14 protein-coding genes are annotated in these 16,788 nt (G+C 59.5%); 6 read left to right on the forward strand and 8 right to left on the reverse strand.

Going from position 1 to position 16,788, the window contains the following annotated elements:
* Positions 1-289 precede the first annotated feature (289 nt).
* Positions 290-1,879 (reverse strand): calcium-binding protein, encoded by a 1,590-nt coding sequence (locus tag AA309_RS32455; RefSeq protein ID WP_052954958.1) that lies wholly within the window; start codon positions 1,877-1,879, stop codon positions 290-292.
* Between the two features lie 395 nt (positions 1,880-2,274).
* On the opposite strand from AA309_RS32455, the gene uvrA reads away from it, so the two are divergent.
* Positions 2,275-5,244 carry an excinuclease ABC subunit UvrA gene (gene uvrA, locus AA309_RS24080; protein WP_047191575.1) on the forward strand — a complete coding sequence of 990 codons (2,970 nt, stop codon included), beginning with the start codon at positions 2,275-2,277 and terminating at the stop codon, positions 5,242-5,244.
* Between the two features lie 134 nt (positions 5,245-5,378).
* Here uvrA and AA309_RS24085 read toward each other — a convergent pair whose 3' ends face one another.
* The 3 genes from AA309_RS24085 to AA309_RS24095 all read right to left on the reverse strand — a co-directional run bounded on the left by AA309_RS24085 (position 5,379) and on the right by AA309_RS24095 (position 8,070).
* Entirely contained in the window at positions 5,379-5,789 is a 411-nt protein-coding gene (locus tag AA309_RS24085) for a hypothetical protein (protein WP_150117726.1), read from the reverse strand.
* Between the two features lie 290 nt (positions 5,790-6,079).
* A complete protein-coding gene (locus AA309_RS24090) occupies positions 6,080-7,150 on the reverse strand; it encodes an NAD(P)H-dependent flavin oxidoreductase (protein ID WP_047191577.1) in 1,071 nt (356 codons plus the stop codon).
* A gap of 143 nt (positions 7,151-7,293) precedes the next feature.
* Positions 7,294-8,070 carry a bestrophin-like domain gene (locus AA309_RS24095; RefSeq protein WP_047191578.1) on the reverse strand — a complete coding sequence of 259 codons (777 nt, stop codon included), beginning with the start codon at positions 8,068-8,070 and terminating at the stop codon, positions 7,294-7,296.
* A gap of 345 nt (positions 8,071-8,415) precedes the next feature.
* Between AA309_RS24095 and AA309_RS24100 the strand changes: the two genes are divergently transcribed.
* Entirely contained in the window at positions 8,416-9,225 is an 810-nt protein-coding gene (locus AA309_RS24100) for a class I SAM-dependent methyltransferase (RefSeq protein ID WP_047191607.1), read from the forward strand.
* Between the two features lie 73 nt (positions 9,226-9,298).
* On the opposite strand, the gene AA309_RS24105 is transcribed toward AA309_RS24100, so the two are convergent.
* A complete protein-coding gene (locus AA309_RS24105; RefSeq protein ID WP_084731583.1) occupies positions 9,299-10,138 on the reverse strand; it encodes a DUF2628 domain-containing protein in 840 nt (279 codons plus the stop codon).
* 291 nt (positions 10,139-10,429) lie between these two features.
* A complete protein-coding gene (locus AA309_RS32460; protein ID WP_160310539.1) occupies positions 10,430-11,290 on the reverse strand; it encodes a GGDEF domain-containing protein in 861 nt (286 codons plus the stop codon).
* 500 nt (positions 11,291-11,790) lie between these two features.
* On the opposite strand from AA309_RS32460, the gene AA309_RS24115 reads away from it, so the two are divergent.
* Together AA309_RS24115 and AA309_RS24120 are read left to right on the forward strand one after the other, a co-directional pair.
* Positions 11,791-12,342: a DUF2231 domain-containing protein gene (locus AA309_RS24115; protein WP_052954960.1), complete on the forward strand. Its 552-nt coding sequence runs from the start codon at positions 11,791-11,793 to the stop codon at positions 12,340-12,342.
* A gap of 43 nt (positions 12,343-12,385) precedes the next feature.
* Positions 12,386-12,670: a porin gene (locus tag AA309_RS24120; RefSeq protein ID WP_047191580.1), complete on the forward strand. Its 285-nt coding sequence runs from the start codon at positions 12,386-12,388 to the stop codon at positions 12,668-12,670.
* Between the two features lie 185 nt (positions 12,671-12,855).
* Here AA309_RS24120 and AA309_RS24125 read toward each other — a convergent pair whose 3' ends face one another.
* Both AA309_RS24125 and AA309_RS24130 read right to left on the reverse strand, forming a co-directional pair.
* The gene (locus tag AA309_RS24125; protein ID WP_047191581.1) at positions 12,856-13,170 is read right to left on the reverse strand and encodes a hypothetical protein; all 315 of its coding nucleotides are present in this window, start codon (positions 13,168-13,170) and stop codon (positions 12,856-12,858) included.
* Positions 13,171-13,404: 234 nt separating this feature from the next.
* A complete protein-coding gene (locus AA309_RS24130; protein WP_047191582.1) occupies positions 13,405-14,214 on the reverse strand; it encodes a hypothetical protein in 810 nt (269 codons plus the stop codon).
* 248 nt (positions 14,215-14,462) lie between these two features.
* Here AA309_RS24130 and AA309_RS24135 point away from each other — a divergent pair, with 248 nt between their 5' ends.
* Together AA309_RS24135 and AA309_RS24140 are read left to right on the forward strand one after the other, a co-directional pair.
* Positions 14,463-15,347: a calcium-binding protein gene (locus tag AA309_RS24135; RefSeq protein ID WP_052954961.1), complete on the forward strand. Its 885-nt coding sequence runs from the start codon at positions 14,463-14,465 to the stop codon at positions 15,345-15,347.
* A 204-nt stretch (positions 15,348-15,551) separates the two neighbouring features.
* Positions 15,552-16,670: a mechanosensitive ion channel family protein gene (locus tag AA309_RS24140; protein WP_047191583.1), complete on the forward strand. Its 1,119-nt coding sequence runs from the start codon at positions 15,552-15,554 to the stop codon at positions 16,668-16,670.
* Positions 16,671-16,788: the final 118 nt, after the last annotated feature.

The raw sequence follows: 16,788 nt of genomic DNA on the forward strand, positions 1-16,788 counted from the left end.
AATATCACCTTGTTCACACTGCCTGCCATCGGGCCCACTCCTGTTCACGTGAGGGCTGTTGTGGATCTGGAGGAAAGGCAGGACAAGCCATGGGCAGGGTTCTGCACAGACCTGTCCCCAGTTTTAGGCCGCACCGCTTGTTCGCCCGCCCTCCGAGAAAATGCCGCTCTTCTTCGAATATCAATGTGACACGGGAGCGATTTGGATCAGATAATGTCGAAAACCGCTCCCTGACTGCATTATGGAGGGCCGCTCGACGCGGCTCTTTCTTCATCCGTCTTATGTCTCATCAGATGATGGTGAACTCCGAGTAGGTGAGAGCGGCCTTGTTGGTGAACTGGGCGATCAGCACCTTCGCGGCCGCGCCCGAGCCGTCGGCATCGTAGTAGAGACAGCCCTTGGCCTTGTCGTAGATCAGGTGATCATCGGCATCCTTCGCCGCGCTGCCGAGCACGAACTTTGCGCTGCTCAGGCGGCCGGCTGCTCCCAGCTTGCTCATGTAGCGGTTGTCGAGCTGGAGCGAGTCATAGGTTCTGTTGTAGTCGGTGATCGTGTCAACGTTGGCGCTGCCGAGCCGGTCCCTGAACACGAAGGTGTCGTTGCCCGCCCCGCCTGTGAGCACGTCCTTGCCATAGCCGCCGTCGAGCGTGTTGTTGCCGGCATTGCCCCTGAGCGTGTTGGCGAGCGTGTTGCCGATGAAACGGTCGTGGCCTGCGCCGCCGGAGAGGTTCTCGATGCCGATCAGGATATCGGAGCCATAGGCGGTGGTCTGGGCAGAGGTGAGCGCGAGACTGATCGTGGCCCCTGCCGAACCGGAGAAGCTCACGGTGTCGATGCCGCTGCCGCCGTCGAGAACGTCGTTGCCGTCATTCTCTTTCTGATTCAGGACATCGTTGCCGGCATTGCCGCTCAACCTGTTCGCGTTGTTGTCTCCGGTGAAGATGTCGTTGCCTGACCCGCCGAATAGGTTCTCGATCCCGATCAGCGTATCGAAACCATAGCCGTGCGTATCCTGCCCTTGGCCTTGCAGCTCCAGGCTCACAACGGCAGCGGCGCTGCCGGTGTAGCGGGCCGTATCCTCGTCGTTGCCACCGTCAAGAATATCGTCCCCAAGCCCTCCCTCGAGGATATCGTTACCTCCGTTGCTCGTCAGCACATTATCCGCATTGCTGCCGATGAGAGTGTCACCCGCGGCTCCAAAACTCGTCACATTCTCGATGTTGATGAGCCGATCAGATCCGGTGGCCGCACTTGTCAGCTGCCAGCCTGTATTGCGAAGATCGACTGTGACAGCCTCGCTTGTGCTGTAAAGCGCCGTATCGATACCTGCGCCGCCATCAAGATAATCATCTCCTGCATCACCGCGGAAAGTTTCGGATCCGGACCCGCCATAGGCTTTGTCATTCCCATTCCCCAGCCGGACCTCGCCGATGATGAGGCCTGCTTCTCCATGATAAATATCCTCTCCGCCGCCGAGACTTAACGCGACAGGAAGAAGGCCATTGCTCTGGATCAAGCCTGAATTAACAATTTCATCATTCCCGGTTCCACCAAAAACAGCTGTCCCATCGGCAATCATAGTACCTGTATTGATGATCTTCAGGCGGTCTGCAGCAGCCACAATGGTGCCCGCCCGGATCGTGCCCGCATTGGTGAGGGTGTTGAGTCCCTCTACAGATGCTACTACAGCAGTTCCGACCGCGCTGATGAGCCCGTCGTTAATGACCTTGTTGCCGCTGCCCTGAAGATGAATGGCCGGCTGACTAACGCTGTGAAGAGTCGCCGACGGTGTCAGCGTAATACTGGAATCCGCATTACATATAATGCCTGCGGATTGCGTAAAAATCGTGCTGCCGATCTCGATATTGTTGTTACCCATAAGAACAATGCCATTATAAGATGTGTAGGCAGCGGAAGATAAATTTAAAGTTGCGCTGCCTGTAAGGAATGCATAGTCAAATGCTTGGATTAAAAGGGCCTCTGAAGCGTTCGCTGGAGGCGTAATGGACTGATCATAGACGAAGTAAGGCATGCGGGTTTCTCTTTGAACTGGAGCTTTCGGACCGACGAGGCATAAGAATCTCTAGGCCTAATGTTCTTAAATAACATAACTTTTAATTTGCGCATGTCCATTGTCATTGCCCTTCGTACCCTCTTTGTTCTAGGATTTGAGACCTGGAATCATCCGCCGCATTGCATCGGCTGGTGCGACATCACATATCGGGAGCCGGCCGCACAGGGCCGGTCCCCTCCTTTTGAAGGCTCGCTTAAGCCATGGCTAAACTCGACGATCTGTTCAACCGCGCCAAGGCGGGCGATCCGAATGCGCGCGTGATCTCCGTGCGCGGCGCGCGGGAGCACAATCTCAAGAACGTCGACCTCATGGTACCGCGCGATAAATTCGTGGTGTTCACGGGGCTGTCGGGCTCAGGAAAATCATCGCTCGCCTTCGACACGATCTATGCCGAGGGGCAGCGGCGCTATGTGGAATCCCTCTCCGCTTACGCCCGCCAGTTCCTGGAGATGATGCAGAAGCCGGATGTGGACCAGATCGACGGCCTCTCGCCTGCCATCTCCATCGAACAGAAGACCACCTCGAAGAACCCGCGCTCGACCGTGGGCACGGTCACCGAAATCTACGACTACATGCGCCTGCTCTGGGCGCGTGTCGGCATTCCCTACTCCCCCGCAACGGGCCTGCCCATCGAAAGCCAGACGGTCAGCCAGATGGTGGACCGGGTGCTGGAGCTGCCGGAGAAGACCCGCCTCTACCTGCTGGCCCCCGTGGTGCGCGGCCGCAAGGGCGAGTACCGCAAGGAGATCGCCGAGTTCCAGAAGAAGGGCTTCCAGCGCCTGAAGATCGACGGTGAGTACTACGCCATCGACGAGGCCCCTGCCCTCGACAAGAAGTTCAAGCACGACATCGACGTGGTGGTGGACCGTATCGTGGTGCGCGCCGACATCGCCGCACGTCTGTCGGAATCCTTCGAAACCGCGCTCGAGCTGACCGACGGCATCGCCGTCATCGAATATGCGGACGAGAAGGACGACAAGGGACAGCCGAAGCGCATCGTCTTCTCCTCCAAGTTCGCTTGCCCGGTCTCCGGCTTCACGATTCCCGAGATCGAGCCGCGCCTGTTCTCGTTCAACAATCCCTTCGGCGCCTGCCCCACCTGCGGCGGCATCGGCCACGAGATGCGCATCGATCCCGCGCTCGTGGTGGACGAAACGCTCTCGTTGAAGCGCGGCGCCATCATGCCCTGGGCAAAATCCACCTCGCCCTATTACGGCCAGACGCTCGAAGCGATCACCAAGCACTACAAGGCTTCCATGACGAAGCCCTGGACGGAGCTTCCGGAAAAGGTGCAGGACGTCATTCTTTACGGCTCGGATGGCGAGTCCATCCGCATGGCCTATGACGACGGGCTTCGCGCCTATGAGGTGAGGAAGCCCTTCGAGGGCGTGATCCCGAACCTGGAGCGCCGCTACAAGGAAACCGAGAGCGACTGGGCCCGCGAGGAGATCGGCCGCTTCATGAGCGAGACGCCTTGCGAAGAGTGCGGCGGCAAGCGCCTGAAGCCCGAGGCTCTTGCAGTAAAGATCGCCGACTTCGACATTGGCGACGCCACGGCGCTTTCCGTGAAAGACGCGCATGAGTGGTTCGGCGGCCTGTCGAAGAAGCTCAATAAGAAGCAGAACGACATCGCGGGCCGTATTCTCAAGGAGATCCGGGATCGCCTCACCTTCCTCGTCGATGTGGGCCTGGAATACCTGACGCTTGCCCGCTCCTCCGGCACGCTCTCCGGCGGCGAGAGCCAACGCATTCGTCTCGCCTCGCAAATCGGCTCAGGACTGACCGGTGTTCTCTACGTGCTCGACGAGCCCTCCATCGGCCTGCACCAGCGCGACAACGAGCGCCTGCTCGTGACCCTCAAGCGCCTGCGCGATCTCGGCAACACTGTGATCGTGGTGGAGCATGACGAAGACGCGATCCTCCACGCCGATTACGTGTTCGATATCGGTCCCGGCGCCGGCATCCACGGCGGCAAGATCGTCGCCGAAGGCACGCCTGACGAGATCATGGCGAACTCGAAATCGCTGACGGGCAAGTATCTCACGGGCGAGATGTCCGTGAAGGTGCCCGCGCAGCGGCGCAAGCGCGATCCGAAGCGCATGCTGAAAGTCGTGGGCGCGAAAGGCAACAATCTTAAAGATGTGACGGCAGAAATCCCGCTCGGCACCTTTACCTGCATTACCGGCGTCTCCGGCGGAGGCAAGTCCACGCTCGTCATCGACACGCTCTACAAGGCGGTGGCGCGCAAGCTCAATGGCGCGCTGGAGCACCCGGCTCCGCATGAGCGCATCGAGGGCCTGGAACATCTCGACAAGGTCATCGACATCGATCAATCGCCCATCGGCCGCACGCCGCGCTCGAACCCGGCGACTTATGTCGGCGCCTTCACGCCGATCCGTGAGTGGTTCGCAGGGCTCCCCGAGGCGAAGGCGCGCGGCTATCAGGCGGGACGCTTCTCCTTCAACGTGAAGGGCGGACGCTGCGAGGCCTGCTCGGGCGACGGCGTGATCAAGATCGAGATGCACTTCCTGCCCGACGTCTACGTCACCTGCGACGTGTGCAAGGGCAAGCGCTACGACCGCGAGACGCTGGAGGTGAAGTATCGCGACAAGTCCATCGCCGACGTTCTCGACATGACGGTGGAGGAAGCCCGCGACCTCTTCAAGGCCGTGCCCTCGATCCGCGAGAAGATGCAGACGCTCGCCCGCGTCGGTCTCGATTACGTGCATGTGGGCCAGCAGGCCACCACGCTCTCCGGCGGTGAGGCGCAGCGCGTGAAGCTCTCGAAGGAGCTCTCCAAGCGCGCGACCGGCCGCACGCTCTACATCCTCGACGAGCCCACCACGGGCCTGCACTTCCACGATGTCGCGAAGCTCCTTGAGGTGCTGCACGAGCTGGTGGACCAGGGCAACACGGTCGTGGTGATCGAGCACAACCTCGAGGTCATCAAGACCGCCGACTGGGTGATCGACATGGGCCCCGAAGGCGGCAGCGGCGGCGGCCAGATCGTGGCGCAGGGCACGCCGGAGGACATCGCCAGGTCCAAGGAAAGCCACACCGGCCGCTTCCTCAAGGAAGTGCTGGAGCGCAGACCTCTGAAGAAAGAATCTTCCGGCAAGGAGGCAACGAAAAAGGCCAAGAAGGTCACGCGTCAGGAGGCGGCGGAGTAACGCGAAGGCCTTGCTGGCGTTCTGTTTCGGCAAAGAGCGTTTGGAACATCCTGCGAGCCCCTGCAGCCTGATATCCACAGAGGCTCGCGACAATCATCCCAGCATCGCTGCCGACACTTCGGACCCTTGCCCGATCAGGGGCAGGAGAACGGCAGTTCGTGCCATTCGACGACAGACCGGCCGCCGACCTTGATGAGGTAGACCCCGTTGGCCGGATAGCCGTCGGAGCACAGCTCACGGGCATAGATCCAGCCGCGCTCGCCCCCAAGGTAGCCGTAATCGCCATTGGCGTAATGAACCGTGCTCCCCGCCGAGCCGCCGCGGATGAAATCGATGTCATGCCGATAGCTGTCCTTCGGAGGCAGCGGGTTGTGGATCGTCGATCCAGGCGACGAAGTGTGTCCGGACGATGCCGGCGCCTTGGGCTCGGACCGGGTTCCGCCCGCGATGGGGCCCTGCACCAAGTTCGTGCCTCCATACCAAACGCCTCCCCCGCCTGAATTGTCGAAGAACTCGTCCATTGCCTGTTGAAGTGAAAACGCCATCTTGACCTCTTTCTGGCTTTGACGCGTGACGTTATTAAATCACGCTAAAGCTTAGGTAGGCGGGCGGATCCCCTTTCAAGCAGAATGGGCAAAATTCTCTATCGCGGATCCTGATCTGAAAAGATCCTTGTGTTCCAACGACATCGCAGATCCGCCCAAGACCCATGCCTGTTCGACAAGGAGACGTCAGGCGCGATAGTGCACACGGAGAGGTAGCCAAATGCCGGTTGCACAGGCGGTACAGGCAGTAATGGTGACATGTCAGTCGGCGGAGCAAGCCTGCTGCAGCCTCAGCGCGACGAGAGGCTTACCAGGACTTCCTGCGCCAGACGCTTCGTGAGCTCGCCAGCAGGAAGCTCGCGGCTCAGCCGCGCCGCTTGGCCTGACCAGAGAGGCATGAAGTCGCCCGACCCGAGCGGCTCGGATTTCTGACGCAGAGGTGCAAGTGCACCGCCAGCGAGCGGGAACGCCGGAGCAAGCTGAGAAATCGGGCCTGCCTCGCGCATGATCCGGTTCACGATGCCTCGTGCGGGACGCCCGGTGAAAAGGTTGGTCAGCGCCGTCTGGTTGTCCTTGGCATTCCGGAGCGCCTGCCTGTGGACCGGCGATATCGTGGCTTCCGGGGTGAACAGATAGGCCGTTCCGATCTGCACCGCCGATGCCCCCAGGGCAAAGGCCGCGACGACGCCGCGCGCATCGGCAATTCCGCCCGCAGCAATGATGGGCACCTTCACTGCGTCAGCCACCTGTGGCACCAGCGCCATGGTGCCGACCTGCGTCGAGAGGTCGTCGGTCAGAAAGATGCCACGATGGCCGCCGGCTTCGAAGCCTTGCGCAATGATGGCATCACACCCCTCGCCCTCGAGCCAGCGCGCTTCGTCGACCGTCGTTGCGGATGACAGCACTTTGGCACCCGTATCCTTCACACGCTTCAGCAGGCTCTGCTGCGGCAGCCCGAAATGGAAGCTCACGACCTCCGGCCTGAACTCCTCCACGAGGCTCAGGAAAGTCTCGTCGAAAGGGGCACGGGTCGAGGGTGGCGTCGGCATGTCCGGGTCGAGCCCGAACTCCAGATAATAATCCTTCAGGCGCTGTTTCCACGCAGCTTCCCGCTCCGCATCGAAAGCCGGCGATCGGTGGCAGAAGAAATTGACGTTGATTGGCTTCGAGGTTTTCTGCCGGATCCTGGACAGTTCTTCCCGGGCCTTGTCGTGGCTCAGCAGCGCGCAAGGCAGCGAACCGAGACCTCCGGCTTCCGAGACGGCGATGACCATGTCGGACAAGTTGGCCCCGGCCATGGGGGCCTGAATGATTGGAATCTCGATTCCCACGAGATCAAGAATTCGCCGGTCTTTCCACATGGCTGCTGCCTTTCCTGCCGTAGGAAGACACGAGTGCTAGAGCATCGGACGAGAAAAGTGGAAACCACTTTTCGGATCACCTGTGCTCCACTCCCCGTATCGTTTGGTACAGAGATCCGGAACCACGTTCTAAACGCACGACGCTAGGGTGTCTTCAGCTCATCTTTCAGCACCATCGTATAAGCCGATGTATCGATAGCGGCCGGGCCTGCATAGGGATGGCTCAAGGCCAGGATGAAATAGAGCGCAAGTCCCGTATAGGCTCCGTAGATGGAGAGAATGACGATGTGCACGGGAGTGACCGGGAACACAAGGAAGCACCCGGCGATAATGCCGAAGCCCGTCAGGGCCATCCACCAGAACAGGCTGGGCAGGCCACGATGGAACAGCGACAACCGCGCCTTGCGGTGGTCCTGGAGGTCGTCCATGTTCGCGATCATGCGGCCGCGAAGGGATTGCTGCTGTGGGGTTTCGGCTTTCAGGTTGAGGATGCCGGCGTCGAGATTGTTATAGGCCCGCGCTGCTTCCCTGCTGCCGCTCAGGCGGGTGGAGGGCTGCCATTCGCTTTGCAGCACGGCCGCGATGTAGGCTGCGAGCTGCTGGCGGAGCGCATCCTCCTCGGACCCGTTCCATTGATCCAGCTGCAGCGCGATGTGCTCGATGGTCGCTACTTCCTTCGAGACGTCCTGCTGCAGACTCGTATGGGCCGACTGCGCCTCCGCGAAGACAAGAGCAAGGATGAGGCCATGGACGGTGCCGATGCGAACGGCGACCGTTTCGACGACATCGCGTGTCCGGGTCGTCAGTTCGTCGCTCAGCCAACCGCGGACTAGGACGAAAGGAAGAACCGAGGCGGCGATGGTGGCGAGCATGGCTAGAATGCCGCCGAGCCAGCCTGGAAGCTGCAAAATCGCTGCCATGCTCTCCTCCTGAAGCACCGGACGTGAAAAGTGGAATCCGCTTCTGGGACCCATCCGATGCTTCCTCTTTCAAGCAGAGCATCGTTCGGTGCGGAAAACCGGGTCCACTTTTCCACACGATGCTCTAGCTCGTGTCCTGTCCCACTCTCGACGCTGCCGGCTCCGCATAGGAGAGCACGTCCTGCTCTGCCACACCACGGCTTTTCAGGTGTATCCGGGCACAGTCCGCCTTCGATCTCCTCAGGATTGCCAGGCAATCAAAGCCGACATCCTACCCTTTTGAGACTATTGCCCGCCCGTGCCATCGGCAGGATGATGGCGCGCTTTTTTGCGGTGGAGGAGACCATGAGCGCCACCGATGCAGCCTTTGCCGGCTCGATCCCTGCCATTTACGAGCATTATCTCGGTCCCCTTCTTTTTGAACCCTTTGCCGAAGACCTGACCGCGCGGCTTGAGGGTGTCACTTCCGGCAGAGTTCTGGAGACGGCGACGGGAACGGGCATTGTCACCCGCGCCATGGTGAAAGTCCTGCCGCCCGAAATCGAGATTGTCGCGACCGATCTCAATCAGGCGATGCTTGATCTGGCGCAGACCAAGCTCCACGCGTCGAATGTGACCTGGTGCCAGACGGACGCGCAGACGCTCCCCTTCGAGGATAGCTCCTTCGATGCCGTTGTGTGCCAGTTCGGCGTCATGTTCTTTCCCGACAAGCCTGCGGCCTATCGGGAAGCGCTGCGCGTGCTCAAGCCCGGGGGGCGCTTTCTGTTCAATGTCTGGGACAGTCTGGACGCGAACCTGACGAGCAAGGTCGTGTCCGACCAAGCGATTGAAATGTTCCCCGAGGACCCGCCCCGGTTCATCGAGCGAACGCCCTTCGGCTATTTCGACGAGGACCGCATCGAGGGCGAACTTCAGTTGGCGGGGTTCGAAAACGTCACCATCGAGCCTGTCGACAAGGTGAGCCATGCCACCTCTGCGCGCCACGTCGCCATAGGCCTGACCCAGGGAACGCCGTTGCGCGGAGAGATCGAAGCCCGTGCGCCGGGCCGTCTCAACGAAGTCACGGACAAGGTGACGCAAACCCTCACGGAACGGTTCGGTGAAGGGAGCTTTGAGAACCGCATGCGGGCGCTTGTCGTTACGGCCCGGCGGTAAATCTGCAGCCAAAAGACAATCCAAAAGACAACGGCCGCTCTCACGGCCGTTGGTTTGGAAGAGCGCCATCACTTTAGAGTGGTCTGACGAAGGTCAAATAGCCCTCGAACCGGTCGTTGATGGACAGGTTCAGAGATGAGCGTTCGCCATCACCCAACTGCCGCAGTGTCCAAACCTGGTTTGCCGTATCCGGCTTCATGAGGATGGTGCGGTCTGCCTTTTCCACTTTCCTGATCTGCACCTGTACGGTCTGCTGTGCAATCGTGATCTGCTTCACCTCATTATCGAGAGAAATCTCTACGATGGTGCCCTCATCATCTCGCCATACACCACTGAACTCAGCCTGAAGATCGCCGCCAGGCAGAATGCCGTCGAAAGAGATGCTGCCCATCTGGAAATTGCTCAGTGCCTTCTCGCCAAGCGTCAGAGTTGCGATCGGCAGAACGAGACAAGCCAGTGCAAAGGTCGCAGCGACCCAAACCTGCCGGAAGGGCCTGAACGGCTCCCACATCGTCACCAGCTTCACCTTGAACATGTAGTAATCGTAAGAGGCGAGCGACGCGCACAGGGCGGCCGTTGGAATGTAATAGAGGAAAGGCGGCAGCGTCTTGTTGATCAGGATCTCGACGAGGGCAAACACAAACGAAAAGAGGAAGCCGGAACCGAGAAGGACGAATCCCTTCTGGTGCATGCCTTTGAAGAAGTAATAGAAAGGCCCGAAGAAGAAGGCGAGGACACTGAAGCCGACACTGAATCTCTCGCTCAAATCGAGCTGGGAACCGTTCCTGTAACCAAAGGCCCCGATATTCCCGGCCTTCTCGATGATGCGAAAGCGCTTCTTCCAAGTCTCGCTGACATTCAGAACGTCGATAGGACCTTTCTCCGACCCCGCACCCATCATTGATGTTGTCATTGTTCAACCCCCGTTGAAGAAGCCGGGACACTGGCACAAAACAGGACAACTGCGAAGCTGCTCCCGCTCTCAACGTCCCTTCCTCAAGCCTGTTTGGATCCAAGGCTGATGCGTTTTTGACAACCGCGTCATCGATGCAACAGCGCACAACCCTTCAGCGCACGCCAGAGCTGAAGCTCTCGCCTCAACTCCCGCTGCAGATGCGGCAGGACATCTTCCTCAAAGGCTGCTCAGGGTTGCGAGGATCAGCCCACACGGGACGATGGCTGCCGCCGGAGAAGCACCTGAAGGCTATTGAGGATTGGTCAAGGAAAAGGCTGAGATGACGACGTTCCTGCCGTGATCCTTCGCCCTGTAGAGGGCAAGGTCCGCCTCCTGAAGCAGAGCCTCTGTGGTTGCGCTGGCTGATGCGGAGCATCCCACACTGACGGTCACTTGTGTCTGAGGGCCGAGCATGGTCTTGCCGGCTTTGGAGAAGGCAGACCTCACGGCTTCGGCGAGCTTTGTGGCCTCCTCCATCTCCATCGGCAGGATGGCCGCGAACTCCTCACCGCCCAATCGGCCAAAGGATTGGTTCGGAAGATGCTTGGCCAGGATCTGCCCGAAGAGGACGAGGATATCGTCGCCCACATCATGGCCGTAGCAATCGTTGATGCTTTTGAAGTTGTCCAAATCGAAGACAAGGCAGCTGACCGACTTGCCGCCCGTGGCCCCGACAAGCCGGGCCGCGTTTTGCATGAAGGCGCGTCGGTTGGGGACGCCCGTCAAAGGATCGATGAAGGCCGCACGCTTATAGCCCAGCTCCACGCTTTCCTTGGCCATGGACAGGAAGATGAACGCCAGGGTCGGAGTATAAACCACCAGGAACAGGGCCATTTCGGAGGACCAGCGGTGGGCGAAAGCATCGATCCACGCAATCGAGGTCAGCGAGATCGCAAGGCCGCCTCGCATGAAATTGAAAAACGCCAGCAGGCACAGGAGGGCAATGGCGAAACGCTGGGAGGCAAGAGGCTGCACGGCATGGCGCCCCAGCTCCCACGCGCAGGCAAGGGAATAAGCACCGGTTGTCAGCGCAACCAGGATCAGCCGGTATTCAGGCTTGTCATAGATGAATGGGAAAGCCGCGACCCAAAGCACGACACCCGTCATCATGAAAGGGACGAATCCCGTACGGCTGTTGAAGGCTCTGCAGCCGGCGTAAAGACTTATGTAAGACAGCAACCCCAGGACATTGCCTAGCAGCAAGGCAGGGTAGGAACCGGCCGTCCTGCCCAGGTTCGCGACGCCGAAGCCCAGCGCGATGAGACAAAAAGCGGCTCCCCACAACGAGAGTGCCCGGACACTTCGATTGATGATCCAGGCAAACAGCAATAGGCAGCCGAGAACAACCGCAAGCAGGATAAAGGCAACATTGAGAGTGGCTGGGTCTAGGGTCATCGAAACGGCGGCAAGAGAGCTCGGCTAATCTGCTGCAGTAGTAAAGGAGCTCTTGCGCAACCCTTACCCAAAGGGAATATTTATCCTTGCTATCTTCGATAAGCCTTCGGATGTCCAGCCCTGTCCTGAATAATGTTAAGGCATGAGAGGATCGGGCCCGGAACGAAGCCCAGGTGGCGGCATTCTCCTTCATATTGTTTCGTCGGGAGGGTCTCATGGGCCGCTATCACCGCCATGGAGTCGAGAGCACGGCCGCCATTGCCGGGCATCCGCTCCACCACATGCTCGTCGTCTTTCCGGTTGCCTTTCTGATCGGTGCTTTAGGGACCGACATCGCCTTTGCAAGCACAAGCAATCCCTTCTGGGCCGAGGCCTCCTATTGGTTGCTGATCGCAGGCATCGTCACCGCTCTGGTCGCAGCGATCCCTGGCCTCATCGACTTCGTGAGCATCGATCGGGTGCGCAACCTCTGGATCTCCTGGACGCACATGATCGCGAACCTGGTGGTCGTCGGCGTCGCCCTTGTGAATGTCGGCGTTCGTCTGGACGATCCCGCAGCGGGCGCTCAGGGTTGGGGCCTCTGGCTCTCAGCCCTTCAAACCCTGCTGCTGCTCTTCAGCGGCTGGCTCGGAGGAGAAATGGCCTACCGCTATCGCATTGGCGCAATCCAGGATGAGAGTCCTCAAGTCGAGCAGTTCCATGTGGAGGTCGACCGCAGCGGAGTCGCTGAATCCTACGACCGCCGCAGCGGCTCTGGCCGTCGGTAATCGTCCTTTTCCTGCGGGCTCCCAAGCGCTACACTGGGAGCCCATGAACCGCACGCTTCTGACCCTCTCTGCTGCCTTAATGGCGATGGGCGGCTCTGCCCTGGCAGCTTCGCCCTGCCCGCCCGGGTTCGCGCAGCTTCAGAATTCGGACACTTGCGTGCGCATCAGCGGCCGTGTCCGGGCGGAGACCATCGTCGGTTCATCCCGCAGCCGTACATCCGACAGCGTGACGAGCCACGCGAGCGGGCGCATTCAGATGGACGTGAGAAAGCAGACGGAATACGGACCACTGCGCGCGGTCATCGCCGTGGACGGGATCGGGCGCTAGAGCATCGGACGAGAAAAGTGGACTCCACTTTTCTCGTCCGATGCTTCCTTCTTGAAGCAGCGCATCGTCTAGAGCGGAAAAACCGGGTTCACTTTTCACTGACGCGGCCCTTCGAGTCCGCACGATGCGCTAGCCTCTCCCGTCCTAATGAAAGGGCGCCAGAAGGCGCCCTGTTTGTTTCCGGATCAGTACCCGTAATCGTAATACTCTTCGCGGTAATAGCTCCGTCTCGGAGCTTCGTAATAGCGGTAGGACGGCTCATACGTGCGATAGGTCGGGCGGGCTGTCGCGCCGAGAACGCCGCCGACAATGGCACCCGTTACACCCGCCGCGATAGCAGCATTGTTATTGCGCCGCCTCACGACATAAGCCTGAGCCTTGCCATTCTTGTAATGGCCATAGGCGTACCCTTTGCTTTTTCCGGGGCGGGCGTCAGCCGCGCCGGAAAAAGACGTGGCCGCCAGAAGCGCCACGCTCATTGCCAACAGAAGCTTCTTCATCAGTCGAACTCCGATATCAAACTGGGAAGGATAAGACCGTTTATCGGCTGCGGTTCCGATTTTGTCTATTGCTGAATTGTGCTGCGGCAGGGTGCAACAGATCGACAGTATTGAACTGGTCAATACGAAAGATGTGCTTTGAATACACTGAGTGACGCCCATCATTGATCTTTTTGGCGCGATCAAAACAAAAGGGGCCGATTTCCGGCCCCTTTCTTTACGCGAAAGAAACGCTTACTGCTGCGTCGAGCTGCTGCCCTGCGTATTGCCCTCGGAAGACGAGCCCCCCTGCTGCGGGATCGGCAGCTTCTTGGTGGACGTCGTCGCATTGCTCCTCTCGGACGACGTGTTGCCGCTCGAGGTGCCTCGCGTCGAGACCGAGCCGGTCGTCGACGGCGAGTTCGAGGTGTTCACGTCGGTCGAGGTGCGGGTGGAACTGCGGCGCTGTTCAACCGAGACGCCGACATCCGGCGACGTATCGCGGGTGCGAACCGTCGTACGGCGGTTCACGGACACGCTCGGCTCGTTCACTTCCTCGTAGCGGCGCACCGTGCGGCGACGAACCTCCACCGGCTCATCGACAACCTGATAGCGGCGCTTCTTCACCGCAACCTTGTTGGTCTTCTTCTTCACCGCCACCTTCTTGCTGGAAGGCTTCTTCTTGATCACCGTGCGGCGAACCTCGGTATCCGGCTCTTCAATGGCCGTCACGCTGCGACGGCGGGTGACGGAGACGCTCGGCTCTTCAACCTCGCGCACGGTACGGGAGCGCACCGACACGCCCGTGCGCTCGCGGGTTTCAACGCCCACGCCGACACGCGTGCTGCCCTGCTCGCGGGTCGTCACGTCGGACTGAGACGACTGTGAAGACCGGGTCGTCGTGCTGCCGGTCGCCTGCTCCCTGTCGCCTGATTGCTGCTTTTTGGGCAGCATCATCTGGGTGTCGGAGGTCGAGGACGAGGAGGTATTCGAGTTCGTTGTCGTCTGCGCGTAAGCCGTGCTGCTCAACAGCAGAAGGGCCGCGCCAAGCGCGATCTTCTTCATGGTTTCATCTCCACTTAACTATAATGTGAAGTGAGAACGCGCACCCTAAATTCCTGTTCCCTATTCTTTCAGTAGTAGAGGAACACAATACTCTCGGTGTCTTTATGAATACCTGTTCATACTGCAACATCCTCTCGTCGGTTACGAAACATTAACGCTGTCGAGCCTTTCGCGAAACTGTGCAGCTTAAATTCAGATTCACTCGTGTAAGCTGAGGTTATTAAGTTACTCAGTGGGGATGCGCCGCCATGGCTATCTTTCAAGCGTTCAATGCCGCCGGTGTTGGCTTCAACATGTCGGGCACCAATCCGTCCGGCTGGTCCTTCGTCAGCGCCAATCCTTATATCGAAACGGTCATGACCTATGACGATGGCTTCGTTGCCGATTTCGATGTGTTCGGCAGCTCCCTGATTGACGCGTATAGCGTCTGGTATGCCAGCAACGGGTACGACATCGTCATCGACGACCTGCTCTACGAGAATTACGGCAACGCCGTTCTGTCGATCAAGAATCTCAACCTATATACGACGGTTGAAGACTTGTACGCCTACGATTGGTATGTCGCTCTCAACCGCGGCCATGACACCTTCTACGGCAACGACTATGCGGATGTGATCCGCGGCGGTTATGGGAATGACCTCATCTACTCCTATGGTGGCCATGACACCCTTTTCGGCGATGCCGGCAACGACAAGCTCTACGGTCTTATCGGAGATGACGATCTCTATGGCGGGACCGGCCGTGACTTGGTGAACGGTGGATCCGGCAGCGATTATCTGAGTGGCGGCCTTGATATCGATACGTTGACTGGCAGCACTGGACGCGACTACTTCGTCTTCGACTCCACCGCCTCGATCTACAACGTCGATACGATCACGGATTTCACCCCCGCCGACGATACGATCATGCTCGACAATGCAATCTTCACCCGCGTCGGGCCGAATGGCTGGCTCTCCGGCGCGGCGTTCCGGGTCGGCAGAGCCGCCGCGGATTCGACGGACCGTATCATCTACAACAAGGAAACGGGCGCCCTGCTCTATGACCAGGACGGCTATGGCGGCTACGGCGCCGTCAAGGTCGCCCAGCTGAAAGCGTGGCTGCCGGTTACGAAGTACGATTTCTACGTCCTCTGAACGCGACGGCATGTTCATGCCTTAAGCCCTGGCCCAATAGCATCGGACCCAAAAGTGGATCTCACTTTTGGGTCCGATGCTCATTTTTCTCAGTCAGCGCATCGTCTGTTGCGGAAAACCGGGTCCACTTTTCCGCAACAGACGATGCGCTAGCCGGGGCTTTTCTTTTGGGGAACACGTCGTCCCGCTTGGCGTTGCGTTCCCATGCAGGACATCACGATCTCTCTCACCAACGCTCTCGAGCGATGGCAGAGCTTGTGGCCGAATTGGTTGGTCACCCTCGCTTTTCTCGCTGTCGCAACCCTTCTCCTTCTCTTTCTTCATTCCCTCCTCCTCAATGCTTTGAGGTTGGCGTTGCGAGGGAGGCTGGCGGAGTTCGGGCGCAAGCTGCTGCGCAGGATCGGCCCACCCACGAGGCTCGGCATGCTGGTGCTTGGCCTTGGTGTCGTGATCCAGGCTCTGCCACGGCGCGGAGCGAGCTATAATCTGATCGAGTGGGGGCTGCTCTTCGGCTTCATCATTTTCCTTGGCTGGAGCGCGATCACCATCGTCAACACGGCCTCGGAGATCTATCTCCGCCGTGCCTTGAAAGGCTCCGAGGACAGCGTGCTGAGCCGCAAGCTGCTGACCCAGGTGCGCCTGCTGCGCCGGACGATCGTGCTCGGCCTCGGCTTTCTCACCCTCTCCGCGATCCTCATGACGATCCCCTCGGTGCGGCAATACGGCGTGAGCCTTTTCGCCTCCGCCGGTGTCGCGGGTTTGGCAGTCGGCCTGGCCGCCCGGCCGGTCCTCTCTAACCTCATCGCGGGCGTGCAGCTTGCCATTGCGCAGCCGATCCGGCTGGGCGACGAGGTGCTGCTGGAGGGCGAATTCGGCACCGTTGAAGAGATTCAGACCACTTATGTGGTGCTCCGCCTCTGGGATTGGCGTCGCATGGTCGTACCCCTCTCCTACTTCATGGAAAAGCCTTTCCAGAACTGGACCCGGCAATCGAGCTCCATCCTCGGCTCGGTGTTCTGGTACCTGGACTACGCGACGCCTATCGACGAGGTCCGGGCCAAGTTCATGGAGATCCTGAGAGGCTCTAAGCTCTGGGACGGTCAGGTCGGCGTGCTGCATGTCACCGATGCCAAGGAAAGCACGCTTGAGATCCGGGGTCTCATGAGCGCCGCCTCCTCGGGCGCCTCATCGGATCTCCGCAACGAGGTCCGCGAAAAGCTCATAGCTTGGCTGCGGGAAACCTATCCCCAGGCGCTCCCCCGCACACGGACCGAGGTTCTCGGCACCTCTCCTGGGGCCATTCCTGGCGCTCAGGTCCATTAACTTGGCCTTAACTTGCTATGCTACTAAAGCATAACTGACCTACATTATTACCGCTCCTCTTTTGCGCCGCACAGGCATATATGCTGCATCGCACACAGCAAGAACAAAGGCCGCCGAC

It is taken from the genome of Microvirga vignae (assembly GCF_001017175.1).
GTDB classification, from domain to species: Bacteria; Pseudomonadota; Alphaproteobacteria; order Rhizobiales; family Beijerinckiaceae; genus Microvirga; species Microvirga vignae.